We start from the raw sequence: 24,425 nt of genomic DNA, 5'->3' as shown, positions 1-24,425 counted from the left end.
TTCGGATTCCGGTCCGAACGGGCGGCCCATCTGGACGGCGGCTAGCGGACAGCCACCTCACGAGTCCTGTAGCTCAGCAAAGTTACGGACCACCTCCTCTCTCGTGTGCCACGACGGTACGACCGCGCGCGCGGAGGCGGCAACCGATTTCGTCTGCTGTGGGCGAACACGCTGGTGGGCGGACCCGGACCGGCGTGCCCCGGCCGGCGAGGTCAGTCGCCGGGCCCGAGCGTGCGCCCGGGCGGGCGGCTGCCCTGCCAGTCGGGGTCGTGCTCGGCCGCGTCGTCGACCGTCTCGTACCGGGGCCGCGGGCCGTCGTGGCCCCCGCTGTCCTCGGCGGCGTCCGTGGCGGTGCGCCCGGGAGGCGGGCTGCCCTCCCAGTCGGGGTCGTGCTCGGCCTCGTCGTCGACCGTCTCGTAGGCCGGGCGCGCGGCGTCGGCCCCGAGCTCGTCGGTGGCGGCGGAGGCGCCGGGCCCGGGCGGCGGGACGGCCCGGCCGTCCCCGACGTGCCGGGGGCGGTCGTCCACCGTGTCCCAGGCGTCGGGGATGCCGTCGCGGTCGACGTCGCTCATCTCGTGCAGGTACATCGCCTTGTAGCGGCGGTTGCGCACCCGGAGGATCACCGCGGCGAGCAGCGCCGCCAGCAGCGTGCCGAAGAGGATGCCGACCTTGGCGTGGTCGTAGGCCTCGCTCTCGGCCCCGTACGCCAGCTCGGTGATCAGCAGCGAGACGGTGAAGCCCATCCCGCCCAGCAGGGCGAGGCCCACGACGTCGGGCCAGCCGAGGTTCTCGTCCAGCTGCGCCCGGGTGAAGCGGGAGACCAGCCAGGTGGCGCCGGTGATGCCGATCGCCTTGCCGGCGACGAGCCCGAGCATGATCCCGATGGCGATGCTGTCGCCGAGCGACTCGCCCAGGCCGGAGAGCCCGCCGATGGCGACACCCGCGGAGAAGAAGGCGAAGACCGGCACGGCGACGCCCGCCGACAGCGGGCGGATCCGGTGCTCGAAGTGCTCGGCCATGCCCGGTCCGGCCTCCGGCCCGCCGGCGGCGTCGCTGCGCACGACCGGGACGGTGAAGGCCAGGAGGACGCCCGCGACGGTGGCGTGCACCCCGGACTCGTGCACCAGCACCCAGGTGACGGCGGCGAGGGGCAGCAGCAGCCACCAGGACCGGATCCGCTTCTGCACCAGGAAGCCGAACAGCGCCAGCGGGATCAGCGACAGCAGCAGCGGCGTGGTGGCCAGCGAGGCCGTGTAGAAGATCGCGATGATCGTGATCGCCAGCAGGTCGTCGACGACGGCCAGCGTCAGCAGGAAGGTGCGGAGCGAGCTGGGCAGGTGGGTGCTGATGACCGCCAGGACGGCGAGCGCGAAGGCGATGTCGGTGGCCGAGGGGATGGCCCAGCCCGCGAGCGCCCCCTCGGGTCCGTTCAGGTTGAGCAGCACGAAGAACAGCGCGGGGACCACCATGCCGCCGACCGCAGCCGCGATGGGGAGCGCCGCCCGGCGGGGCTCGCGCAGGTCGCCGGCGACGAATTCCCGCTTCAGCTCCAGCCCGGCGACGAAGAAGAAGATCGCCAGCAGACCGTCGGCGGCCCAGGTGCCCAGCGTGAGGTCCAGGTGCAGCGACTCCGGCCCCACCCGGGTGTCACGGAGGGCCTCGTAGCTCTCCGCCCACGGGGAGTTCGCCCAGATCAGCGCGATCGCCGCGCCCACCAGCAGCAGCGCCCCGCCGACGGTCTCCTTGCGGAGCACCGAGGCGACGCGCTGCGCCTCGGTCCAGGAGCCGCGTCCGAAGAGGCGGGTGGGGGCGGGTGTCGTCACGGGGCGGCTCCGGAGGGCAGGTTCGGGTCGGGACGCGCCCTCGACGGACGCGCTGCCGACCAGACTTCCCGGCGCACCAGGATCTCACGCTACCCGGCGAGCAGTTCCCTGATCATCGAGGAGAGGCCGGCGTCCCCGCGCCGGACGCCGTCGATGGTGTGCACCGGGGCTGCGCCCCGCACGCCGGAGAGCAGCCACACGGCGTCGGCGGCGTGGAGGTCCTCGACCGTGCCGGGGGTGGTGGCGGTGGGCCGGCCGGCCGCGCGGGCGGCGGCGAACAGCCGCGCCTGGGTGGTGCCGGCGAGGATGCCGCTCTCCACCGGCGGGGTGTGCAGGGTGCCGGAGGCGGCCCAGACGACGGTCGAGGTCGGCCCCTCCAGCACCCGCCCCTCCAGGCTGGTGAGCACGACGTCGTCGGCGCCGAGGTCGTGGGCGTGCCGCTGGGCGGCCATGTTGACCGCGTAGGAGAGCGTCTTCGCGCCGCCGAGCAGCCAGGGCGCACCGGCGCGGAAGTCGGCGGGCAGCCCGAGCCCGAGCGTCACCACGGCGATGCCCTCCACCCGCTGCCGCACCGTCTCCGGGGGCACCGGGGCGAGGAGGGCCAGCGCCGTGGGAGGGGTGCCGTCGCCGAGCCCGCGCGTGAGCAGGAGGCGGCAGACGCCCTCCTCGTCGGCCGGCCAGCCCGCCACCACGGCCGTCACCAGCGCCCGCCAGGCGGCGTCGCCGGGCTGGGTGAGCCCCAGCAGGGCGGCGGAGCGGGTGAACCGCGCCAGGTGGGCCTCCAGGTGCGGGGTGCGCCCGCCGACGACGGCCACCGACTCGAAGACGCCGTCCCCGCGGCCCAGGCCGAGGTCGAAGGCGGTCACGACCGGCTGGTCGGCGGGGACCCGCTCCGCCGCGCCGTCCCGCCAGACCGCCACCCTGCGTCGATCGCTCACGGGGGCAAGCCTGCCGTACGACCGGCATAGGCTCTCGCCATGGGGACCGACGACGTCGCCGCGCCGCTGGCGGAGCAGCTGCGCGCGCGGGGGCTGCGGCTGACCCCGCAGCGCGCCCGGGTGCTGGCCGCGGTGGCGGCGCTGGCGCACGCCACGCCGGAGGCGATCGGGGCCCGGCTGCGCGAGGAGGCCGGGCCGGGCGGCAGCGCGCCCGACACCTCGACGGTCTACCGCACCCTGGAGCTGCTGGAGCGCCTCGGGCTGGTCTGGCACACCCACCTCGGCCGCGGGGCGCCGGTCTACCACGCCGCCGAACGCCCCCACCTGCACGTCGTCTGCTCCTCGTGCGGCGAGATCTCGTCCGCGGCGCCGGACCTGCTGGACGGGGCGGCGGAACGTCTGGCGGCCGAGCTGGGTTTCACCGTGGACGTCGGCCACGTCGCCCTGTCGGGCACGTGTCGCGCCTGCCGAGACCGCGCCGGAACGGAGTCGTCATGACCACCCCCTCACCCCTCCTCGCCCGCCCCGGGGCGGTGTCCGTCGAGCCGGGGCCCGAGGCCGCCCGGGTCGTCGCGGCGCACTACGGCGACCCCCTGCGGGAGCAGCGGCTGCTCGCCGAGGGCGTCGGCCTGGTCGACCGCAGCGACCGTGACGTGCTGGCGGTGCCCGGCGCCGACCGCCTCTCCTGGCTGCACAGCATCACCAGCCAGCACTTCGAGCGGCTGGGCGACGGCGTCGGGAGCGAGGCCCTGGTGCTCAGCCCGCACGGCCACGTCGAGCACCACCTGGTCGTCACCGAGCTGGGCGGCACCACGTGGGCCGACGTCGAGCCGGGGGCCGGCCCCGTGCTGCTGGCCTTCCTCGAGCGGATGCGCTTCATGCTCCGGGTGGAGCCGCGGCTGGTCACCGACGACCGGGCGCTGCTGACGCTGGTCGGCCCCGGCTCGGCCGCGGCCCTGGCGGCGGCCGGGCTGCCCGTGCCCGCCGCGCCGTACGTCGTGGAGCCCGCCGGCGACGGCTGGGTGCGCGGCATGCCGGCACTCGGCGACGGGTCGGCCGGGGCCTACGACCTGCTGGTGCCGCGCGCCGAGGTCGACGCGCTGGCCGACCGCCTCGGCGTCCCCCTCGCGGGCGCCTCCGCCTTCGAGGCGCTGCGCGTGGAGGCCCGGCGCCCCCGGTTCGGCGTCGACAACGACCACCGCACCATCCCCAACGAGCTGGAGTGGCTGCGCACCGCCGTCCACCTGGACAAGGGCTGCTACCGCGGCCAGGAGACGGTCGCCCGCGTGCACAACCTCGGCCGCCCGCCGCGCCGGCTCGTGCTGCTGCACCTCGACGGCGTCAGCGAGGACCTCCCGGCGCCCGGCGAGCCGGTGCTGGCGGGCGCCCGGACGGTCGGCCGGGTGGGCAGCGTCGTCCGGCACCACGAGCTGGGCGTCATCGCGCTGGCCCTGGTCAAGCAGTCGGTGGCCCAGGACGCCACCCTGGCCGTGGCGGGCTCGACGGCCGCGATCGACCCCGACGACGCCCCGCCGGCGCTCGACGACACCCAGGTGGCCGCGCGGAACCGGGTGCGGGCCGTCCGGTCTGGGACGATCGGCTGAGCGTGCCGCGGCCCCGCCTCGAGGTGGGCAGGCCGGGGTCGCTCACCTACGCTTCGGCCAGCGTCCGCCGCTGACCACCGCCGACGTCCGCGTGCCGGGCGTCCCGCACCTGGAGGCCACCCCCGTGAGTCCGAAGCCGTCCCCCGCCGGGGGTGCCGCCGTCGACGCGCTGCTGGACCCGGCGTTCCTGGAGGGCGCCGTGAGCCGGCCCATGGGCGACGTGCGGCGGCTGCGCCGCGAGGCCGAGCAGCAGGAGGTCAACCTCTCCTACACCCGCCGGCTGCTGCAGGGCCGCCTGGACATCGTCAAGCGCGAGCTGCAGCGGCGGGCCGAGCACGACGGGCGGTCGCTGGTCGACCTGCTGCCGGAGATCCTCTCGGAGAAGGGGCGTGGCCCCGCGCACGGCCTGGGCCGGCACCAGACGGTGCAGCCGGCGGACCCGCAGGAGTACGAGTCCTGGGTGAACTCGCTGACGCCGGGGGCCGACCTGTCGGCGATCACGGAGCTCTCGGACGCCAAGCTGGAGGCGGCCGCCCGCGCGCTCACCGACGCCGAGAAGGGGCTGTCGGAGCGCCGCCGCGGCGTGCAGCAGGTCATGGACGGCCTGGCGGCAGAGCTCGGGCGCCGGTACCGCGACGGCGAGGCCGACGTCGCCGCCCTGCTCGCCGACGAAGGCCGGCACTGAACGCGACCTGGCCCGACTCGCCCGTCCTGGTCGAGGTCTGGCGGTCGGGCTTCCTGGAGTCGGTGCACCGCGGGTCGCTGGTGGTGCTCGGTGCCGACGGCGAGGTGCTCTCCCGCGCGGGTGACGTCGCGCGGCCGGTGCTGCCCCGCTCGGCGAACAAGCCGGTGCAGGCGACCGCGCTGCTGGCGGCCGGCTGGTCCCCGCGGTCGGGCGAGGAGCTGGCGATCGGCGCGGGCTCGCACACCGGCGAGGACGGGCACCGCGACGTCGTCGCGGCGATGCTCGCCGCCGTGGGGCTCGGGCCCGACGACCTGGGCTGCCCGCCGGCCCTCCCGCAGCACGAGCCGACGAGGGCGGCCTGGTTGGTCGCCGGGCGGTCACCGGAGCGGCTCGCCATGAACTGCTCGGGCAAGCACGCGGCGATGCTCTCCGCCTGCGTCGCGGCCGGCTGGCCCACGGTGGGCTACCTGGCGCGGGAGCACCCGCTCCAGCAGGCGATCGAGGCACGGCTGGGCGAGGCGGCCGGCGAGCCCGTCGCGGACGTCGTCGTCGACGGGTGCGGAGCGCCGCAGCACGCCCTCTCCCTCACCGGCCTGGCCCGCGGCGTGCTCTCGCTCGTGCAGGCGCCCGAGGGCACGCTGTCCCGGTCGGTCGCCGACGCGGTGCGTGCGCACCCCTGGTTCGTCGCGGGCACCGGCCGCGAGGACACCGACCTCATGCGCGCCGTCCCCGGCCTGCTGGTGAAGGGCGGGGCCGACGGCGTGCACGTGGCGGCGCTGCCGGGCGCGGGCGCCGTGGCGCTCAAGCTCGACGACGGCGGCGACCGCGGCCGGACTCCGGCGCTCGCGGCGGGCCTGCGCCGGCTCGGCGTCCCGGGCGAGGTGCTTGCTCCGTGGGCGCGGACGCCCGTGACCGGCGGCGAGGGTGTCGTCGGCGAGGCCCGGGAGTCGGCGGCGCTCGGCGCCTGACCAGCGCAACCGCGGTGTGGCCGTCCTCACGCCCGGGTGCTAGCGGCTCCGCTTGCAAGAGCTAGCACCCGGGGCTACCGTCGTAGGCGTGCAGACCCCCGGTGAGTTCGTCCGCGAGCAGGTGACCACGGTCCGCTCCACGGTGGACCGGGTCGCCGGCAGCGTCGCCGACTCGGTCGCCGACGCCTCCCACGTCTCGGCGGTCGGCTCGTCGGTGGGCGACTTCATCCGCGAGCAGCGCAGCGCCGCGCGCGTCTCGCTGCGCGAGCTCGCCCGCACCGCCGGGGTCAGCAACCCCTACCTGTCCCAGGTGGAGCGGGGCCTCCGCAAGCCGTCGGCGGAGATCCTCGCGTCGATCGCCCGGGGCCTGAAGATCTCGGCCGAGACGCTCTACGAGCAGGCGGGGATCCTCGACCGGCGTTCCGGGAACCCGGACACCGTGGCGGCGATCCGTGCCGACGACGCGCTGTCCGAGCGGCACAAGGCCGTCCTGCTCGAGCTCTACGAGACCTACGTCCGCGAGCACCGGGCTTCCTCCCCGGCCGCCGGCTGAACCTCCCCCACCTCCCACTCCCAAAGGAGTCCGGCATGACCCCCACCCAGACCGTGAAGCAGTACGGCGAGTTCGCCGTGGCCCAGGGCCGCACCCTCGCCGAGCAGGCCCGCACCCCGCTGCTCGCCTTCGTCGGCGCCGGTGACCTCGCCGTCGAGCGCGCCCGCACCGTCGTCGCGCAGTTCCGCAGCACCGCCGAGGCGCTGCCGGGCGAGGCCCAGGTCCAGGCCGACCTCGCCGTCAAGGAGGCCCGCACCCGGGCCGCCGAGGCCGCCGGCAACGCCCGCACCACGGCGCAGCAGCTCGCCGTGGCCGTGCGCCCGGAGACCCTGCGCAGCACCGTCGCCGGCCTGGTCGGGACCGCCCGCACCCAGGCGCTCACCACCGTCGAGACGCTTGCCGAGCGCGGCGCCGTCGTCGTCGAGGACCTGCGCCGCCAGCCCGGCGTCCGCCGGGTCGTCCGTCGCGCCGAGGAGACCGTCGACGCCGTCGAGGAGCGCCTCGAGGACGTCATCGAGGAGGGCGCCGAGGCCGTCGTCGAGGCCTCCAACGAGGTGACCTCGGTGGCGCAGAAGACGGCCGCCAAGGCCACCAAGGTCGCCGCCAAGGCCGAGGACAAGGTCGAGGACGCCGCCGAGGCCACCAAGGCCACCGCGGAGGAGGCCGTCGCCGCCCCCAAGCGGCCGGCCACCAAGAAGAACACCTCCGCCGCCCGCAAGTCGCCGGCCAAGGCCACCTCGGCCCGCGTGTCCCGCGCCCGCACGGCCAAGCCGGCCGACCCGACCGCCGTGCCCGCCAAGAAGAACTGACGCCACGGCACCCCGACCAGGGCCCCGGAGCTGCGACCAGCGCTCCGGGGCCCTGTCGCGTCCCGCCCCTGCTTCCGGGCGAGCCGTCGGCCGGCCGGCCCGGCGGAGCGGTCGGCGCGGGTAGGCTCGGGTCATGGGCGTGTTCGACGGGTGGCTGCTGCTGCTCCTCTACTGGGCCTCCCTGGCGCTGACCGCCTGGGCGTTCGTGGACGCCCTCATCCGGCCGGCCGCCGGGTACGTCGCCGCCGGCAAGCTGACCAAGCCCGGGTGGGCCGCGATCACCGGTCTCGCCCTGCTCGTCATCCTCTGGACGCAGACGCCGCTGTCGCTGCTGGGCCTGCCCGCCGTCATCGCGGCGATCGTCTACCTCGTCGACGTGCGCCCCGCGGTCGGCGGGATGCGCCGCGACAACACCTGGTAGCAGGCGGGCACTGCTCCGGCAGGGGTCAGGGCCGGTCGTCGGCCGGCATGAGGACCCAGAGCAGCAGGTAGGCGACGAACTGCGGGCCAGGGAGCACGCAGGAGACCACGAACGCCACGCGCAGGCCGCTGCGCGAGAGCCCGTAGCGCCGTGCGATCCCGGCGCAGACGCCGGCGACCATCTTGTGGCGGGTGTCCCGGCGCAACCGGTAGGGGGCAGGCGTCGTCATGGACGCAGCCTAGGGCCACCGGCGGGGTGCCCGTGCCGTGTTCAGCGGCCGAAGACGCCCTCCGGCGGTTCGGGCGACGGCTCGGCGTCGGCGTCGGCGACCGGCCGCGCGTTGCCGGTGAAGCGGTCGAGCTCTGCGCCGTCCACCACCCGCGAGGGCATCGGGTCCCGCGCGCACGCACGGCTGAGCTCCGCGAGCGGCAGCGGCGCGTCGGAGGCGACGGCGACCAGGTTGCCGAAGCGCCGGCCCCGCAGCGTGCCCGGCTCGGCGAGCAGGCAGACGTGGCGGAAGGCGGTGCGGAGCGTGGCGACCTGGCCCCGCGCGAAGCGCAGCGGCGGCCCGTCCGCGACGTTCGCGGCGTAGACGCCGCCGGGCCGGAGGGCCCGCGCGACCTCCGCCGCGAACTCGACGGTCGTCAGGTGGGCGGGCGTGCGTGCGCCGGCGAAGACGTCGGTGACGACGACGTCGGCGCTGCCCGGGTGCAGCGCGGTCAGCGCCTCCCGCGCGTCGGCCGCCCGCACCCGTACCCGGGCCGTGCGGGGCAGGGGCAGGTACGCGCGCACCAGGTCGGTGAGCGGCTGGTCGATCTCGGCGACCCGCTGGCGGGACCCGGGGCGGGTGGTGGCCACGTAGCGGGGGAGCGTCAGCGCCCCGCCACCGAGGTGCACGACGTCGAGGGGCGCACCCGGCTCGGCGGCGGTGTCCAGCACGTGCCCGATCCGGCGCACGTACTCGAACTCCAGGTGGGCCGGATCGGCCAGATCCACGTGCGACTGCGGGGTGTCGTTGAGCATCAGCACCCACGACCCGTCGCGGTCGGCGTCGGCCAGGAGCTCGGCGGTGCCTCCGTCGACGGGGACCGGCCCCGGCGGCGTCCTCACCGGAGCGCCATCCCCACCCGGCGCTCGGCCGTCCCCGCTGTCATCCGGGCCATGGTCGCACCGGAGGACTCCGGGTGCCCGGGTGGCTACCGTCCCGGGCGTGCGCCGGGTCCACCTCTCCCCGCGGGAGATCACCGCCTTCGGCAGCCGTGGCGTCTCCATGGTCCCGCCGGCCCGGGTGCTCGAACCGGTGGCCGGCTTCGCCGTCCACGTGGCTACCTACGCGGTCGGCGCGGTCCTGGGCCGGCACGAGACCCGCCTCTGGCAGCTGCTCGCGGTCGTCTCCGGGGACGGGTGGGCGGCCGGCGCCGACGGCATCCGGCTGGCGCTGGCCGCCGGCGACGCCGTCCTGTGGGAGCCCGGTGAGCCGCACGAGAGCGGATCGGACGGCGGGATGGTCGCCGTCGTCGTCGAGTGCCCGGTGGCGCCGGTGCCTCCCGAGGGCTGAGCCGCGGTCAGACGGGCGCGACCGCCGACCACCGCACGGTCACCTCGCCGTGCCGCCAGCGCCGGCTGGAGCCGACCAGCGGCCAGCCCTGAGCGCTCAGGCCCTCCACCGCGGCCGTCCAGCGCTGCCGCGGGCCGAAGGTGCCCATCCCCGCCGCGGCGGCCCAGGCGGCGTCGAAGGCGCGCAGGAACTCGTGCACGGGCTGGCCCGGCACGTTGTGGTGGATGAGCGCCTTGGGCAGCCGCTCGGCGAGGTCGGAGGGGGTCGCGATGTCGGAGACGCGCGCGGCGAGGGTGAGGGTGAGCGGGCCGTCGGCGTCCAGCGCCACCCAGGCCGAGCGGCGCCCCCACTCGTCGCAGGTCCCCTCCACGAGCAGCCCGCCGGGCGCCAGGGCGCCGCGCATCGTGTCCCAGGCCCGGGCGGCGGACTCCTCGTCGTACTGGCGCAGCACGTTGAAGGCGCGGACCAGCACAGGCCGCAGGCCGGCGAGCTCGAACCCACCGACCCGGAAGTCCACCCGCGGCGGGTCGCGGTCGGCGGCCACCGCCGCCACCCGGTCCGGGTCGATCTCCAGGCCCACGACCTCCAGGCCGTCCACCTCCGGGCCGAGGCGCTCGACCAGCTCCAGCGTGGTGACGGCGGAGGAGCCGTAACCCAGGTCGACGACGAGCGGGTGGGCGGCGTCGCGCAGCCGCGGCACCTGCGTGGCCACCAGCCAGCGGTCGACCCGGCGCAGCCGGTTGGCGTTCGTGGTGCCGCGCGTCGGCAGGCCCAGCGCACGTGCCCGCCCCGCGGCCAGCCGCGGCGCCCGGCGCTGCGCCCGCGGGGACAGCGAGGCCCGACGCTTGTGCTCGTTCCCCGGCTCGGTCACCGGCCAGGAGCGTAGCCCCGGCTACCGTCGAGCCGTGCAGGTGCGATCCGACGTCCCCCTCGCGACGCTCACGACCCTGGCCGTGGGCGGCCCCGCCGACCGGCTGGTGGAGGCCGAGAACGCCGCCGAGCTGGTGGCGGCGGTCCGCGACGCCGACGAGTCCGGCCGCCCGCTGCTGCTGCTCGGCGGCGGCTCGAACCTCATCGCGCCCGACGAGGGGTGGCCCGGCGACGTCGTCGCCGTCCGGTCGCGGGGCGTCGTGCGCACCGGCGACGTCCTGACCGTGCAGGCGGGGGAGGACTGGGACGCCCTGGTCGCGCACACGGTCGAGCAGCGGCTGGCCGGCATGGAGGCGCTCTCGGGCATCCCGGGCTCCACCGGGGCGACCCCGGTGCAGAACGTGGGCGCGTACGGCCAGGAGGTCGCGCAGACCATCACCGCCGTCCGGGTGTACGACCGCACCGAGAAGGTCGAGCGCACCCTCGCGCCGGCCGAGTGCGGGTTCGCCTACCGCGACAGCCGGCTCAAGCGGGAGGCCGGCCGGTTCGTCGTCCTCGAGGTGGACTTCGCGCTGCATCCCGGCGAGCTCTCCCGGCCGGTCGGCTACGCGGAGCTGGCCCGCACGCTCGGCATCCAGGTGGGGCAGACCGCGCCGCTGGCCGCCGTCCGCGACGCCGTCCTGGCGCTGCGCCGGGGCAAGGGCATGGTCTGGGACGCGGCCGACCCCGACTCCCGCAGCGCCGGGTCGTTCTTCACCAACCCGATCGTGCCCGCCGAGCGGGCGGTCGAGGGCTGCCCGAGCTGGCCGGCCGGGGACGGGCAGCTCAAGCTCAGCGCCGCCTGGCTGGTGCAGCACGCCGGCTTCGGCCGCGGCACCCGCGACGGGCGGGTGGGCACCTCGTCGCGGCACAGCCTCGCGCTCACCACCGAGGACGGCGCGACGGCGGCCGAGCTGCTCGCCTTCGCCGACCGGGTGGTCGCCACCGTGCGGGAGCGGTTCGGCGTCACCCTGGAACGCGAACCCACCGCTGTGGTGCCTGGTCGCGCCGAGTGGGCCCCGGAGGGGTCCCGAAAGGTATGAGGGCTGAGCTCCGCGCAGCAGGGGGACGGCCGTTGGCCGCGGTGTCGTCCGGAGGACGACGGTGTCACCCGCGATCGACCTTGTGCTGGGCGGCCTGGGCGCGCGGCCGGACCACCAGCAGGTCGACGTTCACGTGGTGCGGGCGGGTGAGCGCCCACGCGATGCAGTCGGCGACGTCCTCGGCCACCAGCGGCTCCCGCACACCGCGGTAGACGGCGTCGGCCCGCTCCTGCGAGCCGGTCCGGTTGAGCGAGAACTCCTCCGTCCTCACCATCCCGGGGGCGATCTCGATCACGCGGACGGGGTCGCCGCAGAGCTCCAGGCGCAGGGTCTCGGCCAGCGTGTGCACCCCGTGCTTGGCCGCCGTGTACGACGCCCCGCCCTCGTAGGAGATCAGGCCGGCGGTGGAGCCCACGAACAGGACGTCGCCCGCGCCGGAGGCCCGGAGCTTCGGCAGCAGTGCCTTGGTCAGGCGCACGGTGCCGAGCACGTTGACCTCGTAGGTGCGCGCCCAGGAGTCGAGGTCGGCCTCGGCAACGGGGTTGGTGTCGAATGCGCCGCCGGCGTTGTTGACCAGCACGTCAACCCGGTCGAGGGCGGCGGTGAACGCCTCCACCGACGCGGGGTCGGTGACGTCGAGGGGCAGGGCGCGGCCCCCGGTGGACGCAGCGAGCGCCTCGAGGCGTTCCAGCCGGCGCGCGCCGAGGACGACGTCGAAGCCCTCGGCGGCGAGCCGGCGCGCCGTGGCCGCCCCGATCCCGCTGGAGGCGCCGGTGACGACGGCGGTGCGACCGGCACCGGGCGGGGGGCCGTCCCCCGCAGGGGTCGAGGGTGAGGTACCTGACATGCCCCCATCCTGGCGCTGTTGCAAGATGGAGGACCGACAGGGGTGCTGGTCGGGGGCCCTCGCAGAGCAGAGCGGAGGTCCGTGGTGCCCGCTCGCCGCTTCCCCGCACCCGGCCGCCCGGCACGCGTCGCGACGCTGTCGGTGCACACCAGCCCGCTCGACCAGCCCGGGGCGGGCGACGCGGGCGGCATGAACGTCTACGTCGTCGAGGTGTCCCGCCGGCTCGCCGCCCGCGGCATCGAGGTCGACATCTTCACGCGGGCCACCTCCAGCGAGCTGCCGCCGGTGGTCGAGATGACCCCGGGCGTCACGGTGCGGCACGTCAGCGCCGGCCCCTTCGAGGGCCTGGGCAAGGAGGAGCTGCCCGCGCAGCTCTGCGCCTTCACCGCGGCGGTGCTGCGCGCCGAGGCCCAGCACGAGCCGGGGCACTACGACGTCGTGCACTCGCACTACTGGCTCTCCGGGCAGGTCGGCTGGCTGGCCCGCGACCGGTGGGGCGTGCCGCTGGTGCACACCGCGCACACCCTGGCCAAGGTCAAGAACGAGGCGCTGGCCGACGGCGACCGCCCCGAGCCGCGCGCCCGGGTCATCGGCGAGGAGCAGGTCGTGGCCGAGGCCGACCGGCTGATCGCCAACACCGACGAGGAGGCCCGCCAGCTCGTGCGCCTCTACGGCGCCGACCCCGCGCGCACCCTCGTCGTCCCGCCCGGGGTCGACCTCGACCGGTTCACGCCCGGCAGCCGGGGCGCCGCCCGCCGCGCCGTCGGCGTGCGCGAGGACGCCGTCGTCCTCCTCTTCGTCGGGCGCATCCAGCCGCTCAAGGCGCCCGACGTGCTGCTGCACACCGCCGCCCGCATGCTGGCCGACGACCCGGCGCTGCGGGCGCGCCTGCAGGTGCACGTGGTCGGCGCGCCCAGCGGCACCGGCCTGGACGCGCCCCGGCAGCTGGAGCAGCTGGCCCGGTCGCTGGGCATCGCCGACGTCGTCCGCTTCCACCCGCCGCAGCCGCCCGCGCGGCTGGCCGAGTTCTACCGCGCCGCGGACGTGACGGTCGTGCCCAGCCACAACGAGTCCTTCGGGCTGGTCGCGCTGGAGTCGCAGGCCTGCGGCACCCCCGTCGTCGCGGCGGCCGTGGGCGGGCTGCCGACGGCGGTGCGCGACGGCGTCTCAGGGGTGCTCGTCGACGGCCACCGCGCCGACGACTACGCCGGTGCGGTGCGCGCGGTCCTCGCCCGCCGCGAGCTGCTGGCCGCCGGCGCCGGCCGGCACGCGGCCGGGTTCTCCTGGGACCGCACCGCCGACGCCCTGGTCGAGGCGTACACCGCCGCCGCCGCCGAGATGGCGGCCCCGAGGGCGCGCTCGCTGCGGGAGCGGCGGCCCGGATCGCTGCGGGCCCTGCCCGGGATGGGGGTGGCCCGGTGAGCCGGACCATCGAGGAGCTCGACGCCGTCATCGACCAGACGCTGCGCGAGAACGAGCTGGTGCACGACCACCCGCGGCCGGGCACCTGGCTGGTGGACCTGCCGGGCACGCAGAAGCTCAAGACGGTGTGCGGGCTGGTCGTCGGCGACCACGCGCTGCGGGTGGAGGCGTTCGTCTGCCGCCAGCCCGACGAGAACCGCGAGCAGCTCTGGACCTACCTGCTGCAGCACAACGCCCGCATGTACGGCGTCGCGTACTCGATCGACTCCGTGGGCGACGTCTACCTGACCGGGCGGCTGCCGCACGCCGCCGTCACGCCCGAGGAGCTCGACCGGGTGCTCGGGTCGGTCCTGAGCTACGCCGACGACCACTTCAACACGATGCTGGAGATCGGCTTCGGCACGTCGATCCGCCGGGAGTGGGACTGGCGGGTCAAGCGCGGCGAGTCGCTGCGCAACCTGGAGGCCTTCGCGGCGTTCGCCGACCCCGGTCGCCGCCGGGCCGCCGACCCCGCCCCCGGGGAGTGACCGCGACCGACAGGCCGCGCCCGGACGCGGCCGCGTCCGGGGAGGAGAAGGGCCCCGGCTACGAGCGCCGGTGGTGGGTGCTGGCCACCATGACGGTCTGCCTGCTCGTGGTGATCATGGGGAACACGATCCTCAACGTCGCCCTCCCGACGCTGCAGCGGGAGCTCGAGGCCAGCCAGGGCGAGCTGCAGTGGGCCGTCGACGCCTACATTCTCGTGTTCGCCGGCCTGCTGTTCACCTGGGGCGTCATCGGCGACCGGATCGGCCGCCGGCGGGTGCTGCTCATCGGGCTGGGCGTCTTCGCCGTGGCGTCGGTGTTCGCCGCGCTGAGCGACAGCCCCCTGGAGCTCATCGTCTGGCGGGCGGTGATGGGCATCGGCGGGGCGGCCGTCCAGCCGACGACGCTGGCGGTCATCACCAACGTCTTCCCGCCCCGCGAGCGCGGGCGGGCGATCGGCGTCTGGGCGGGGACGGCGGGGATCGCCGTCGCGGGTGGGCCGCTGGCCGGGGGTGCGGTCCTGGAGCACTTCTGGTGGGGCGCGGTCTTCCTCGTCGGCGTCCCCGTCGCGGTGCTGGGCATCGCTGCCGTGCTCGCCTTCGTGCCCGAATCGAAGGATCCCTCCCCGGGGCGGCTGGACCTCCCCGGCGTGCTGCTGTCGATCGTCGCGCTGGCCGGCCTGGTCTACGGGATCATCCACGGCGGTGGCGGCGCGGGGTGGACGACGCCGGGCGTCCTGGTGCCGCTGCTCGGTGGCCTGGTCCTGCTGGCCCTCTTCGTCTGGCTGCAGCGCCGCTCGGCCCACCCGGCGCTCGACGTCTCGCTGTTCCGCAACCCGGCGTTCTCCGCCGCCGCCGCGGCCCTGGGGCTCAACTTCTTCGCGCTCCTCGGCGCCACCTTCTACCTGGTGTTCTACCTGCAGGGCGCGCGCGGCTACTCGCCGTTGCAGAGTGGTGCGGCGCTCATCCCCGTCGCGCTGGGCATGGCGCTCATGGCGCCGCGCAGCTCCGGGCTGGCCGAACGGTTCGGGGCCAAGGCCGTGTGCGCGTCCGGCTTCCTGCTCATCACCCTGTCGTTCCTCGGCGTGCAGCTGCTCGACCTCACCTCGCCGGTCTGGCTGCTGCTGGTGGTGCTCTCGGTGCAGGGGCTCGGCATGGGCGCGGTCATGGCCCCCGCGACCGAGTCGATCATGTCCGTGGTGCCGCGGGAGAAGGCCGGTGCCGGGGCCGCGGTCAACAACTCGGTGCGGCAGGTGGGCGGCGCCCTGGGCGTCGCGATCCTGGGCTCGCTGCTCGCCGCCACCTACTCCGCCCAGCTGGGCTCCGCGGCGGACGGGCTGCCGGCGGGTGCGCGCGACGACGCCCGGCAGTCGATCGTCGCCACGCTGGACGCCGTCCGCCGGGCGCAGGCCGAGGCGACGCCGGAGGCCGCCCGCGCCGCGGCCGCGGTGGCCGACCCCGCCCGCGAGGCCTTCGTCACCGCGATGCACCTGACGGCGATCGGCACGGCGGCCGCGACCCTCGTCGCGGCGGTGGTCGTGCTGATCTGGCTGCCCGGGCGGGCGCGGTCGGCCACGCGCTGACCCGGGAGGGCGGTGGGGACCCGTCCGGGGCTCCGCTGCCCGCGACGGCGACGTCGGGCAGGATGATCGCCGTGACGACCTCCACGGGAACCCTGGTGCTGCTCCGCCACGGCGAGAGCGAGTGGAACAAGGCCAACCTCTTCACCGGCTGGGTGGACGTCCCCCTCACCGAGAAGGGGCGCGAGGAGGCCGCCCGCGGCGGGCGGCTCATGGCCGAGCACGGGCTGCTGCCCGACGTCTCGCACACCTCGCTGCTGCGCCGGGCGATCATGACCGCCGAGCTGGCCCTGCACGAGGCCGACCGGCAGTGGATCCCGGTGAAGCGCTCCTGGCGGCTCAACGAGCGGCACTACGGCGCGCTGCAGGGCAAGGACAAGGCCGCCACGCTCGCCGAGTACGGCGAGGAGCAGTTCATGACCTGGCGGCGGTCCTACGACACCCCGCCGCCGCCGATCGAGCCGGGGAGCGAGTTCTCCCAGGACGGCGACGCCCGCTACTCGTTCCTGCCGCCGGAGGCGCGCCCGGCGACCGAGTGCCTCGCCGACGTCGTCGTCCGGATGCTGCCGTACTGGTACGACGCGATCGTCCCGGACCTGCGGCTCGGGCAGACCGTGCTGGTCGCCGCCCACGGCAACAGCCTGCGGGCGCTGGTCAAGCACCTCGACGGCATGGGCGACGACGAGGTCGTCGGCCTCAACATCCCGACCGGGGTGCCGCTGCGCTACGACCTCGACGACGACCTGCGCCCGGTGAAGACCGGGGGCGAGTACCTCGACCCCGACGCCGCGGCCGCCGCCATCGAGGCGGTGAAGAACCAGGGCAAGAGGACCTAGTCGCCCCCCACGCCTCGCTGACGCTCGGCGCGGGCCCCTGCGACCAGGCCGGAGGGACCCGCACCGGGTCAGGCCTGGCCGGCGGCCTCGGACTCCCAGCGCTCGCCGGTGACCAGGTAGCAGACGCGGCGGGCGACGCTGACCGCGTGGTCGGCGAAGCGCTCGTAGTAGCGGCCGAGCAGCGTGATGTCGATGGCCGACTCGATGCCGTGCGGCCAGTCCTCGCTCAGCAGCTGGCGGAACAGCCCGCGGTGGATCTGGTCCATCGCGTCGTCGTCGGTCTCCAGCTCCTGGGCGGCCTGGACGTCGCGCTTGGCGATGACCGTCGCGGTCTTGGTGATGAGCAGCTCGGCGACGTTGCCGGCCTCCAGGAAGGCCGGGCGGACCTCCTGCGGCACGGCGTGGTCGGGGAACCGCATCCGCGCCACCTTGGCGATGTGCGCGGCCAGGTCGCCCATCCGCTCGAGGTCGGCGACGATCCGCATCGCGGTCGTGATGGTCCGCAGGTCACCGGCCACCGGCTGCTGGCGTGCGAGCAGGGTGAAGGTCCGCTGCTCGATGTTCTCGCGCGTGGCGTCGATCTGGTCGTCGCCCGCGATCACCAGGTCGGCGAGGGCGACATCGGCGTCCAGCAGCGCCGTGGTCGCCGTGCTCATCTGCGACCCCACGGAGTTGGCCATCTCCACCAGGCAGGCGTTGATGTCGTCGAGTTCCTCGTGGTAACTGTCCCGCACGGTCGTCCTCTCGTCGTGATTCACCGGCGACAGTAGGCGCGACCGGGACCGATCCGGCCGCGGCGAGGTGAACTCCGGCCCTCCCGGCGGTGAACAGTGCCCCGTCGGAGCGGTGAACCTCTCGCCGGATCATGGTCCCCCGCCCACGTCCACCTAGCATCTGGGCCGTGAGTCCACTGGTCGCCCTGGTGGTCGGCCTCCTCCTGGGTGGGGTGGTGGCCGCCGCCGCCGTCATCATCATCCGCTCCCGTCCCGACCTGGGGCGCCACCCCCTCGACGGGGCCTCCGTCCCGCTGCCCGAGGCGGCGCTGGCGCGCCGGCTCGTGGACCTCATGGACCCGGCCCTCGTGGTGGTGGGCATCGACGACGCCGTGCTGCTCGCCAACCCGGCGGCCCGGGCGCTGGGCATCGTCCGGGGCACCCGGTTGCTCGTGCCCGAGCTGCTGACACTGGCCCGGGCGGTGCGGACCGGCGGGACCCGGCGCGCCGACGTCCGGCTGCCCGGGGACGTGGTCGGCGCCGGGCCGCGGCTGGTCGGGGTGCACGGCGTCCGCCTCGACGGCGGCGCGGTGCCGTCCCCGGGCCCGGTCGCGCTGGTGCTGCAGGACGTCACCGAGGCGCGGCGGGTGGAGGCCGTGCGCCGCGACTTCGTCGCGAACGTCGGCCACGAGCTGAAGACGCCGGTGGGCGCGCTGGCGCTGCTGGCCGAGGCGATCGAGGGCGCGGCCGACGACCCCGAGGCGGTGCAGCGCTTCGCGGCGCGCATCGCCCACGAGGCCGACCGGCTGGGCCGCCTGGTGCGCGAGCTGATCGACCTCTCCCGGCTGCAGGGCGGCGAACCACTGCCCGAGCTGGTCCCCGTGGAGGTGGACCGCGTCCTCGGCGAGGCGGTCGACCGCACGCGCACCGCCGCCCGCGCCAAGGAGCTGGAGATCGTGCTCGGGGGGCAGCCGGGCCTGGTGGTCCGTGGCGTCGAGAGCCAGCTGGTCACGGCCGTGACCAACCTGCTGGCCAACGCGGTCGCCTACAGCACCGGGAAGAGCCGGGTCGCCGTCGCCGCGCGGGCCCGGTCGGGGTTCGCGGAGATCGCCGTGACCGACAGCGGCATCGGCATCCCGCGGGCCGACCGGCACCGGGTGTTCGAGCGCTTCTACCGGGTGGACCAGTCCCGAGCCAGCAGCACCGGGGGGACCGGGCTGGGGCTCGCGATCGTCAAGCACGTCGCCAGCAACCACGGTGGTTCGGTGACGGTCTGGAGCGAGGAGGGGCTGGGGTCGACCTTCACCCTGCGCATCCCGCTCGACGGTTCCTCCGAGAGCCCGGCGGCGGAGTCGTCCGCCCCCGCAACGCAGAAACTGGAGAACGAGCACCTATGACCCGTGTCCTGGTCGTCGAGGACGAGGAGTCCTTCTCCGACGCCCTGTCCTACATGCTGCGGCGGGAGGGGTTCGAGACCGTCGTCGCCGCCACGGGGCCCGACGCCCTGGCGGAGTACGACCGCGGTGGAGCCGACATCGTCCTGCTCGACCTCATGCTCCCCGGCCTGCCCGGGACCGAGGTCTGCCGGGCGCTGCGGAGCCGCGGCAACGTGCCGATCATCATGCTCACGGCCAAGGACGGCGAGATCGACAAGGTCGTCGGCCTGGAGCTCGGCGCCGACGACTACGTCACCAAGCCGTACTCGGCGCGGGAGCTGGTCGCCCGCATCCGCGCGGTGCTGCGCCGCCGCGGCGAGGCGGCCGACGCGCCGCCCGCCGAGGGCGGGGTGCTGGTCGCCGGCCCGGTGCGCATGGACGTCGAGCGGCACGTGGTCGCGGTGGACGGCGAGCAGGTGGCCCTGCCGCTCAAGGAGTTCGACCTGCTCGAGTTCCTGCTGCGCAACGCCGGGCGGGTGCTCACCCGGGCGCAGCTGATCGACCGCGTCTGGGGCTCGGACTACGTCGGCGACACGAAGACGCTCGACGTCCACGTCAAGCGGTTGCGGGCCAAGCTCGAGCCCGACCCCGCCAACCCGAAGTACCTGCTGACGGTGCGGGGCCTGGGCTACAAGCTCGAGGCCTGAAGAAGGACTGCGTCCTCCTCACCCCTCGCACGCTCGGGGTGGGACCCGGGACGGGGCCGGGGTCCTACGACTTGAGGTCGTCGATCTTCTTGGAGGCGTCGGCCTTCGAGATGTCCTCGGGGATCTCCTCGTCGGTCCCCCGGGCGAGCGTCTCGAGGTAGCTCTTCTGCGCCCCGGTGGCGGGCTCGTCCCCGGTCACCCAGTCGTCCGGGTCCTTCTCGGTGGTCTGGTCGGCAGCGGTCGGTTCGCTCATGTGTTCGATGCTAGGCCGGGTGCAGCTCGGGCGCCCGCCGGACGGGAGCGGCGGCGCGGGCGGCCTGGGTCGCCGCCCACCGCCGGCCGGTCGGGTAGACGTGGACCGCCCCGCAGGCGGGGCACTCCACGTGCAGGGCGATGTGCGTCGGGTGGTTGGTGACCGACCGGATGCGCCGGTCGGCGACCAGCTCGTCGGTCCTGGTGACGGGGCAGGTGATCAGCAACATGGGAGAAGCGTCGCGCCGGCCGTCCGCCCGCACGAGTGGCAGGAGTGACCGCTAGCGCAGCTTTTCTGCCATAGTCTGCGCATGGCATCCGGACGCCCGCTCGTGGTCAGCCTCGTGGTCGGCGAGGGTCTCGTCGCCAGCTTCGGGCTGGGGGTGAGCAACGAGGTGTTCGGCTACGACCGTCCCGAGATCGGCCTGCCGCGCTTCGACTTCGCGCTCGTCACCGAGCAGCCGGGCGTCCTGCGCACCGACACCGGCATCGGGATCCTCGTCGAGCACGGCCTCGACCGGCTGGACCGGTCGGACATCGTGCTCGTCACCGCCTGGGAGGTGGTCGACCGGCGCCCCTCCCCGGCGCTGCTGGACGCCCTCCGGCGGGCCCACGCCCGGGGCGCGATCCTGGTGAGCCACTGCACGGGCGTCTTCGCCCTGGCCGCCACCGGCCTGCTCGACGGGCTGCGGGTCACCACCCACTGGCGCTACGCCGGTGAGCTGGCCGCCCGCTACCCGCAGCTCGAGGTCGACCCGGCGGTGCTGTACGTGGACAACGGGCGCATCCTCACCGGGGCGGGCACGGCGGCCGGCGTCGACGCGCTGCTGCACCTGGTGCGCCGCGAGTGGGGCGCCGCCGCGGCCAACGCGCTGGCCCGCGAGATGGTCGTCCCCCCGCACCGCGACGGCGGGCAGGCGCAGTTCATCGACGCCCCGGTGCCCGCGTGCTCCGACGACCTGCTCGGCCTGGTGCTCGAGTGGGCCGGGCAGCACCTGGCCGAGGACCTCTCCGTCGACGTCCTCGCCCGGCGGGCGCTGATGAGCCCGCGCAGCTTCGCCCGGCGGTTCAAGGCGACCACCGGGACGACCCCGCACGCCTGGCTGCTCGCGCAGCGCCTGGCGGCCGCCGAGGAGCTGCTGGAGAACAGCGACGCGCCGGTCGAGGAGATCGCCCGGCTGGTCGGCTTCGGCACCGCGGCCGGGCTGCGCGAGCAGTTCACCCGCCGGCGCGGGGTGTCCCCGCGGGCGTACCGGCAGACCTTCCGGGCCGGTGCGGTCTCACGCCTGGGGACGGCGCCGGTGCAGCTGGACGGGCACCGGCCCGGCGAGGGCGGGGCTGGCCGGGTGCGGCGCGATCAGCCCCTGGTCGAGCCGCAGCTCGGCCAGCCGGCGTAGCTCGTCGTACGCCGGGCCGCCGAGCAGCGCGACCAGCTCCGCGGCGTAGGTCTGCACCAGCGGCTCGGGGGAGACGTGCGCGGTGGGCGATCCGGTGCACCACCAGTGCAGGTCGTGGCCGCCGGGCCCCCACCCGCGCCGGTCGAACTCGCCGATCGTCGAGACGAGCACCCGCGTGCCGTCGGGCCGGTCCACGTGCTCCTGCTCCCGGCGCACCGGCAGCTGCCAGCACACGTCGGGCTTGGTCGTCAGCGGGTGCAGTCCGGTGCGCAGCGCCATCCGGTGCAGCGCGCAGCCCGCGCCGCCGGCGAACCCGGGCCGGTTGAGGAAGACGCAGGCGCCGTCGACCACGCGGGTCCGCAGCGACCGCGCCGGCTCGCCGGCGGCGCCAGCCTCCGGCGGGTCCTCGGCGTCGTCCTCCTCGGTCCACCCGCCGCGTCCGGCGGGGGCGAGCTGCCAGTCCTCGTCGGTGAGGTCGGCCACCGCGGCGGTGACCCGGTGGAGGTCGTCCTCGTCGGTGAAGAAGGCGCCGTGGCTGCAGCAGCCGTCGTCCGCCCGTCCCTCCACCACACCGGCGCAGCCGCGGCCGAAGACGCACGTCCACGCCGAGGTGAGCCAGGTCAGGTCGGCCCGGACCAGGTGCTCGGGGTCGGCCGGGTCGGGGAACTCCACCCATTCGCGGGCGAAGTCGGGGGCGACCTCGTCGGGGGGCTCGTTCCGCACCGGGCCAGCCTAGAAGGACCCCCCGTCGTCCCACCTGGCTGCGCTCGGCGCGTGCCCTGGGGGAGCCGGGCAGACTGGTCCCATGCGACTCGGTGTGCTGGACGTCGGCTCGAACACGGTGCACCTGCTGGTGGTGGACGCCCACCGCGGCGCGCACCCCACGCCGATGCACGACGACCGCTGGCTGCTGCGGCTCGCCGAGCAGATCGGCGACGACGGGATGCTGTCCAAGGCGGGGGAGAAGGCGCTCCTGCGCGCGGTGCAGAACGCCTGCGTCCAGGCCGAGAAGCAGGGCTGCGAGGAGCTCCTCGCGATGGTGACCTCCGCCATCCGCGACGCGGCCAACGGCCTCGAGGTGCTCGACCGCGTCCGCGAGCGCACCGGCGTCGAGCTGCAGGTCCTGAGCGGCGAGGACGAGGCGCGGCTGACCTTCCTCGCCGTCCGCCGGTGGTTCGGCTGGAGCGCGGGGCGGCTGCTGATCTTCGACATCGGTGGCGGGTCCCTCGAGCTGGCCAGCGGCGTCGACGAGGAGCCGGACGTCGCCCTGTCCCTGCCGCTCGGCGCGGGTCGCATGACCCGGCGTTTCCTGCCCGAGGCGCAGCGGGGCGGGCGGCCGGACCTGGCGGCGCTGGACGAGCTGGCCGACTACGCCGGCGGGCTGATCGAGCCGGCGGCGAAGAAGCTCCGCGGCGCCGGGGCGCCCGACCTGGTGGCGGCCACCAGCAAGACCTTCCGCACGCTCGCCCGCCTCACCGGTGCCGCCCCCTACTCGGCGGGGCTGCAGGTCCCGCGCGAGCTGACCGCCGACGGGCTGGGGCAGCTGGTGGGCTTCATCTCACGGATCGAGAGCTCGGCGCTGGCCGAACTGCGAGGCGTCTCGCCCGACCGAGCGCACCAGGTTCCCGCCGGTGCCGTCGTGGCTGCCGCTACGCTGCGTGCGCTCGACGTACGGTGCGTGCGGATCTGTCCGTGGGCCCTGCGCGAGGGAGTCATCCTCCGCCGGCTGGACTCGTTGGGAGGGGCGTGATGACCGAACCGGACTGGAACCCGGACACGGGAGGTCGCTCGCTCGCCGAGATCCTGCGCGAGGCCGGCATCGAGTCGGCCGCCCGTACCGCCCGCCGACGGCGCTCCGACGACGACGACGACACCGGGATCCGCCAGCGGCGCGCCGACGCCGGTGGCGACCGCGCCGGCTACGGCCGGCGCCGCAGCGACCTGCAGGGCCCGGAGCCGGCCCCCGCCGCGCCGGCCCGTGAGAGGCGGGCGTCCGGGCGGGCCGCCGATCCCGTCACCGCCGCCATCCCGGGGCTGCGCCCGGACCGCAAGCCCGGTGTCCCGCACCCCTCCGGCCCGGTGCCGCCGCTGCGGCGGACCGCCGGGGATGAGCCGGCGCGCAGCGCCCACAGCGAGGCCGATCGGGCCGGGGCGCAGCGCACGGCCACCCGCCGGGCAGCCCGCGGGGCCGCGGCCGCCGGCGCGACCCCCCGCGACAGCGTCGCCTCGACCGGGCCGATCCCCGTCGTCCGGGCGGACGACCCGGAGGCCGACCTCGACACCACCCCGCGCGAGAGCGCGCTGGCCTGGCTGCGGTTCGCCGGCGAGCTGGTCATCGCCCTCGCGGCGGGGGTGGGCATCTACTTCGCCGCCACGGTGCTCTGGGAGATGATCCCGCACCTGGCCGTCTTCCTGGCGCCGCTCGCGGTCACCGGCCTCGTGGCCGGGGTCAACCTGTGGCGGGAGCGCCAGGGCGCCGAACCGATGGGCGCCCGGCTGCTCGCCGTCCTGGTGTTCGCCGGGACGCTGCTCACGATCGCCCCGGCGGCCACCCTCCTCGCGACGTCCTGACCGTCGTTCAGGCGTCGGCCGGCTCGGCGTCGCGCGACGCGGCGAACTCGTCGACGATCGCCGCACCGAAAGCGTCCAGGTCGTCGGGCTTGCGGCTGGTCACCAGGTTGCCGTCGACCACGACCTCCTCGTCCACCCACTGGGCGCCCGCGTTGCGCAGGTCGGTCTGCAGCGAGGGCCAGGAGGTCATGCGGCGGCCGCGCACGACGCCGGCCTCGATGAGCACCCAGGGGGCGTGGCAGATCGCCGCCACCGGCTTCCCCGCGTCGAAGAAGGCCTTGACGAAGGTCACGGCGTCGGCGTCCGCGCGCAGGAAGTCGCCGTTGATCACGCCGCCGGGCAGGACGAGGGCCGCGTAGTCGTCCGGGTCGGCCGAGCCCAGGTCGGTGTCGACCGTCCGCTTCTCGCCCTTGTCGATGTGCTCGTAGGCGGTGATGGTGCCCGTCGAGAACGAGACCAGCTCCGGCTCCGCACCCGCCTCCTCCAGCGCCTGCCAGGGGCGGTCCAGCTCGACCTGCTCCACACCGTCGGTGGCCAGCACGGCCACCCTCATCCCGTCCAGTTCTCCTGCCATGGGGGCGGCGCTACCCGGCACCCGGAGGCGGCACACGCCTGAGCACTACGGTTTCGGGCGTGCCCGTCCGCCTGCGCGCCCGCCGGTTCCGCGCCCGCGCGGCCCCGCGCCCCCGGGGCGCCGTCCGCGCGGCCGGCCGCTGCCTCGACACCCTCGTGGCGGGCGACGGGGAGCCGCCCGTCGCGACCATCGATCCACGAGAGATCGCCATCACCGGTGAGCGCGCGGCCCGGAGCGGCCGCGCGCCCCACAGCTCGGAGCACCTCAGGCCCTGGGGAGCCCCGACCGAGGAGCAGCAGCGCCTGCTCGCCGCCG

The 24,425-nt window shown here is 75.7% G+C and carries 30 protein-coding genes; 19 read left to right on the top strand and 11 right to left on the bottom strand.

Annotated features, from left to right (window positions below; all coding sequences use genetic code 11):
- Positions 1–212 precede the first annotated feature (212 nt).
- Both nhaA and ACI792_RS15780 read right to left on the bottom strand, forming a co-directional pair.
- Positions 213–1,823, bottom strand: a complete 1,611-nt coding sequence (nhaA, locus tag ACI792_RS15785; protein WP_456603427.1) for a Na+/H+ antiporter NhaA — start codon at positions 1,821–1,823, stop codon at positions 213–215.
- An 89-nt stretch (positions 1,824–1,912) separates the two neighbouring features.
- Entirely contained in the window at positions 1,913–2,761 is an 849-nt protein-coding gene (locus tag ACI792_RS15780; protein ID WP_456603426.1) for an aminotransferase class IV, read from the bottom strand.
- Positions 2,762–2,800: 39 nt separating this feature from the next.
- Between ACI792_RS15780 and ACI792_RS15775 the strand changes: the two genes are divergently transcribed.
- From ACI792_RS15775 to ACI792_RS15745, 7 genes are all read left to right on the top strand, one after another.
- The gene (locus ACI792_RS15775; protein ID WP_456603425.1) at positions 2,801–3,259 is read left to right on the top strand and encodes a Fur family transcriptional regulator; all 459 of its coding nucleotides are present in this window, start codon (positions 2,801–2,803) and stop codon (positions 3,257–3,259) included.
- Entirely contained in the window at positions 3,256–4,365 is a 1,110-nt protein-coding gene (gene ygfZ / locus ACI792_RS15770) for a CAF17-like 4Fe-4S cluster assembly/insertion protein YgfZ (protein ID WP_456603424.1), read from the top strand. Before ACI792_RS15775 ends, ygfZ begins: the two co-directional genes overlap by 4 nt.
- A 124-nt stretch (positions 4,366–4,489) precedes the next feature.
- Positions 4,490–5,050: an RsiG family protein gene (locus ACI792_RS15765; RefSeq protein ID WP_456603423.1), complete on the top strand. Its 561-nt coding sequence runs from the start codon at positions 4,490–4,492 to the stop codon at positions 5,048–5,050.
- Positions 5,047–6,018: an asparaginase gene (locus ACI792_RS15760; protein WP_456603477.1), complete on the top strand. Its 972-nt coding sequence runs from the start codon at positions 5,047–5,049 to the stop codon at positions 6,016–6,018. Before ACI792_RS15765 ends, ACI792_RS15760 begins: the two co-directional genes overlap by 4 nt.
- Positions 6,019–6,106: 88 nt before the next feature.
- Positions 6,107–6,571: a helix-turn-helix domain-containing protein gene (locus ACI792_RS15755; RefSeq protein WP_456579777.1), complete on the top strand. Its 465-nt coding sequence runs from the start codon at positions 6,107–6,109 to the stop codon at positions 6,569–6,571.
- A 35-nt stretch (positions 6,572–6,606) separates the two neighbouring features.
- The gene (locus tag ACI792_RS15750) at positions 6,607–7,380 is read left to right on the top strand and encodes a hypothetical protein (RefSeq protein WP_456603422.1); all 774 of its coding nucleotides are present in this window, start codon (positions 6,607–6,609) and stop codon (positions 7,378–7,380) included.
- Between the two features lie 133 nt (positions 7,381–7,513).
- A complete protein-coding gene (locus ACI792_RS15745) occupies positions 7,514–7,801 on the top strand; it encodes a DUF2516 family protein (protein WP_456579775.1) in 288 nt (95 codons plus the stop codon).
- 25 nt (positions 7,802–7,826) lie between these two features.
- Here the strand turns inward: ACI792_RS15745 and ACI792_RS15740 are convergent, their stop codons facing one another.
- Complete coding sequence (locus tag ACI792_RS15740) at positions 7,827–8,030, bottom strand: PspC domain-containing protein (protein WP_456603421.1); 204 nt, start codon at positions 8,028–8,030, stop codon at positions 7,827–7,829.
- Between the two features lie 41 nt (positions 8,031–8,071).
- Complete coding sequence (locus ACI792_RS15735; RefSeq protein WP_456603420.1) at positions 8,072–8,911, bottom strand: spermidine synthase; 840 nt, start codon at positions 8,909–8,911, stop codon at positions 8,072–8,074.
- Between the two features lie 100 nt (positions 8,912–9,011).
- Between ACI792_RS15735 and ACI792_RS15730 the strand changes: the two genes are divergently transcribed.
- Complete coding sequence (locus ACI792_RS15730) at positions 9,012–9,359, top strand: hypothetical protein (RefSeq protein WP_456603419.1); 348 nt, start codon at positions 9,012–9,014, stop codon at positions 9,357–9,359.
- Between the two features lie 7 nt (positions 9,360–9,366).
- Here ACI792_RS15730 and ACI792_RS15725 read toward each other — a convergent pair whose 3' ends face one another.
- Positions 9,367–10,230 (bottom strand): class I SAM-dependent methyltransferase, encoded by an 864-nt coding sequence (locus ACI792_RS15725; RefSeq protein WP_456603418.1) that lies wholly within the window; start codon positions 10,228–10,230, stop codon positions 9,367–9,369.
- A gap of 34 nt (positions 10,231–10,264) precedes the next feature.
- Between ACI792_RS15725 and ACI792_RS15720 the strand changes: the two genes are divergently transcribed.
- A complete protein-coding gene (locus ACI792_RS15720) occupies positions 10,265–11,311 on the top strand; it encodes a UDP-N-acetylmuramate dehydrogenase (protein ID WP_456603417.1) in 1,047 nt (348 codons plus the stop codon).
- 64 nt (positions 11,312–11,375) lie between these two features.
- Here the strand turns inward: ACI792_RS15720 and ACI792_RS15715 are convergent, their stop codons facing one another.
- Complete coding sequence (locus ACI792_RS15715; RefSeq protein ID WP_456603416.1) at positions 11,376–12,158, bottom strand: SDR family oxidoreductase; 783 nt, start codon at positions 12,156–12,158, stop codon at positions 11,376–11,378.
- Between the two features lie 84 nt (positions 12,159–12,242).
- Here ACI792_RS15715 and mshA point away from each other — a divergent pair, with 84 nt between their 5' ends.
- The 4 genes from mshA (at position 12,243) to ACI792_RS15695 (ending at position 16,520) form a co-directional block, all read left to right on the top strand.
- The gene (gene mshA / locus ACI792_RS15710) at positions 12,243–13,580 is read left to right on the top strand and encodes a D-inositol-3-phosphate glycosyltransferase (protein ID WP_456603415.1); all 1,338 of its coding nucleotides are present in this window, start codon (positions 12,243–12,245) and stop codon (positions 13,578–13,580) included.
- Positions 13,577–14,107 (top strand): YbjN domain-containing protein, encoded by a 531-nt coding sequence (locus tag ACI792_RS15705; protein WP_456603414.1) that lies wholly within the window; start codon positions 13,577–13,579, stop codon positions 14,105–14,107. The genes mshA and ACI792_RS15705 overlap by 4 nt, the downstream gene beginning before the upstream one ends.
- Positions 14,104–15,687 carry an MFS transporter gene (locus ACI792_RS15700; protein ID WP_456603413.1) on the top strand — a complete coding sequence of 528 codons (1,584 nt, stop codon included), beginning with the start codon at positions 14,104–14,106 and terminating at the stop codon, positions 15,685–15,687. The genes ACI792_RS15705 and ACI792_RS15700 overlap by 4 nt, the downstream gene beginning before the upstream one ends.
- Before the next feature lie 71 nt (positions 15,688–15,758).
- Positions 15,759–16,520 (top strand): phosphoglyceromutase, encoded by a 762-nt coding sequence (locus ACI792_RS15695; protein WP_456579765.1) that lies wholly within the window; start codon positions 15,759–15,761, stop codon positions 16,518–16,520.
- A 68-nt stretch (positions 16,521–16,588) separates the two neighbouring features.
- On the opposite strand, the gene phoU is transcribed toward ACI792_RS15695, so the two are convergent.
- Complete coding sequence (gene phoU / locus ACI792_RS15690; RefSeq protein ID WP_456603412.1) at positions 16,589–17,254, bottom strand: phosphate signaling complex protein PhoU; 666 nt, start codon at positions 17,252–17,254, stop codon at positions 16,589–16,591.
- A 167-nt stretch (positions 17,255–17,421) separates the two neighbouring features.
- Here phoU and ACI792_RS15685 point away from each other — a divergent pair, with 167 nt between their 5' ends.
- Together ACI792_RS15685 and ACI792_RS15680 are read left to right on the top strand one after the other, a co-directional pair.
- Positions 17,422–18,630, top strand: coding sequence for a sensor histidine kinase (locus ACI792_RS15685; RefSeq protein ID WP_456603411.1), 1,209 nt, complete (start codon positions 17,422–17,424; stop codon positions 18,628–18,630).
- Positions 18,627–19,316: a winged helix-turn-helix domain-containing protein gene (locus tag ACI792_RS15680; RefSeq protein ID WP_456579762.1), complete on the top strand. Its 690-nt coding sequence runs from the start codon at positions 18,627–18,629 to the stop codon at positions 19,314–19,316. The genes ACI792_RS15685 and ACI792_RS15680 overlap by 4 nt, the downstream gene beginning before the upstream one ends.
- Positions 19,317–19,380: 64 nt before the next feature.
- On the opposite strand, the gene ACI792_RS15675 is transcribed toward ACI792_RS15680, so the two are convergent.
- Together ACI792_RS15675 and ACI792_RS15670 are read right to left on the bottom strand one after the other, a co-directional pair.
- Positions 19,381–19,569 carry a DUF3072 domain-containing protein gene (locus tag ACI792_RS15675; RefSeq protein ID WP_456579761.1) on the bottom strand — a complete coding sequence of 63 codons (189 nt, stop codon included), beginning with the start codon at positions 19,567–19,569 and terminating at the stop codon, positions 19,381–19,383.
- A 10-nt stretch (positions 19,570–19,579) separates the two neighbouring features.
- Positions 19,580–19,798, bottom strand: coding sequence for a hypothetical protein (locus tag ACI792_RS15670; RefSeq protein ID WP_456603410.1), 219 nt, complete (start codon positions 19,796–19,798; stop codon positions 19,580–19,582).
- An 81-nt stretch (positions 19,799–19,879) separates the two neighbouring features.
- Here ACI792_RS15670 and ACI792_RS15665 point away from each other — a divergent pair, with 81 nt between their 5' ends.
- Positions 19,880–20,965, top strand: coding sequence for a helix-turn-helix domain-containing protein (locus ACI792_RS15665; RefSeq protein WP_456603409.1), 1,086 nt, complete (start codon positions 19,880–19,882; stop codon positions 20,963–20,965).
- On the opposite strand, the gene ACI792_RS15660 is transcribed toward ACI792_RS15665, so the two are convergent.
- Positions 20,849–21,688: a hypothetical protein gene (locus tag ACI792_RS15660; protein WP_456603408.1), complete on the bottom strand. Its 840-nt coding sequence runs from the start codon at positions 21,686–21,688 to the stop codon at positions 20,849–20,851. The genes ACI792_RS15665 and ACI792_RS15660 overlap by 117 nt on opposite strands.
- An 82-nt stretch (positions 21,689–21,770) precedes the next feature.
- Here ACI792_RS15660 and ACI792_RS15655 point away from each other — a divergent pair, with 82 nt between their 5' ends.
- Together ACI792_RS15655 and ACI792_RS15650 are read left to right on the top strand one after the other, a co-directional pair.
- A complete protein-coding gene (locus ACI792_RS15655) occupies positions 21,771–22,715 on the top strand; it encodes a Ppx/GppA phosphatase family protein (protein ID WP_456603407.1) in 945 nt (314 codons plus the stop codon).
- The gene (locus tag ACI792_RS15650; RefSeq protein WP_456603406.1) at positions 22,715–23,536 is read left to right on the top strand and encodes a hypothetical protein; all 822 of its coding nucleotides are present in this window, start codon (positions 22,715–22,717) and stop codon (positions 23,534–23,536) included. The genes ACI792_RS15655 and ACI792_RS15650 overlap by 1 nt, the downstream gene beginning before the upstream one ends.
- A 7-nt stretch (positions 23,537–23,543) precedes the next feature.
- On the opposite strand, the gene ACI792_RS15645 is transcribed toward ACI792_RS15650, so the two are convergent.
- The gene (locus ACI792_RS15645) at positions 23,544–24,110 is read right to left on the bottom strand and encodes a type 1 glutamine amidotransferase domain-containing protein (RefSeq protein ID WP_456579755.1); all 567 of its coding nucleotides are present in this window, start codon (positions 24,108–24,110) and stop codon (positions 23,544–23,546) included.
- 59 nt (positions 24,111–24,169) lie between these two features.
- On the opposite strand from ACI792_RS15645, the gene ACI792_RS15640 reads away from it, so the two are divergent.
- Positions 24,170–24,425, top strand: a 256-nt coding sequence (locus ACI792_RS15640; RefSeq protein ID WP_456603405.1) for a hypothetical protein, incomplete at its 3' end; no start/stop codon positions are given.

This window comes from Blastococcus sp. SYSU DS0669 (genome assembly GCF_054050895.1).
Note: the sequence above shows the minus strand (reverse complement) of the source record. Positions and strands in the feature narration are given on the sequence as shown.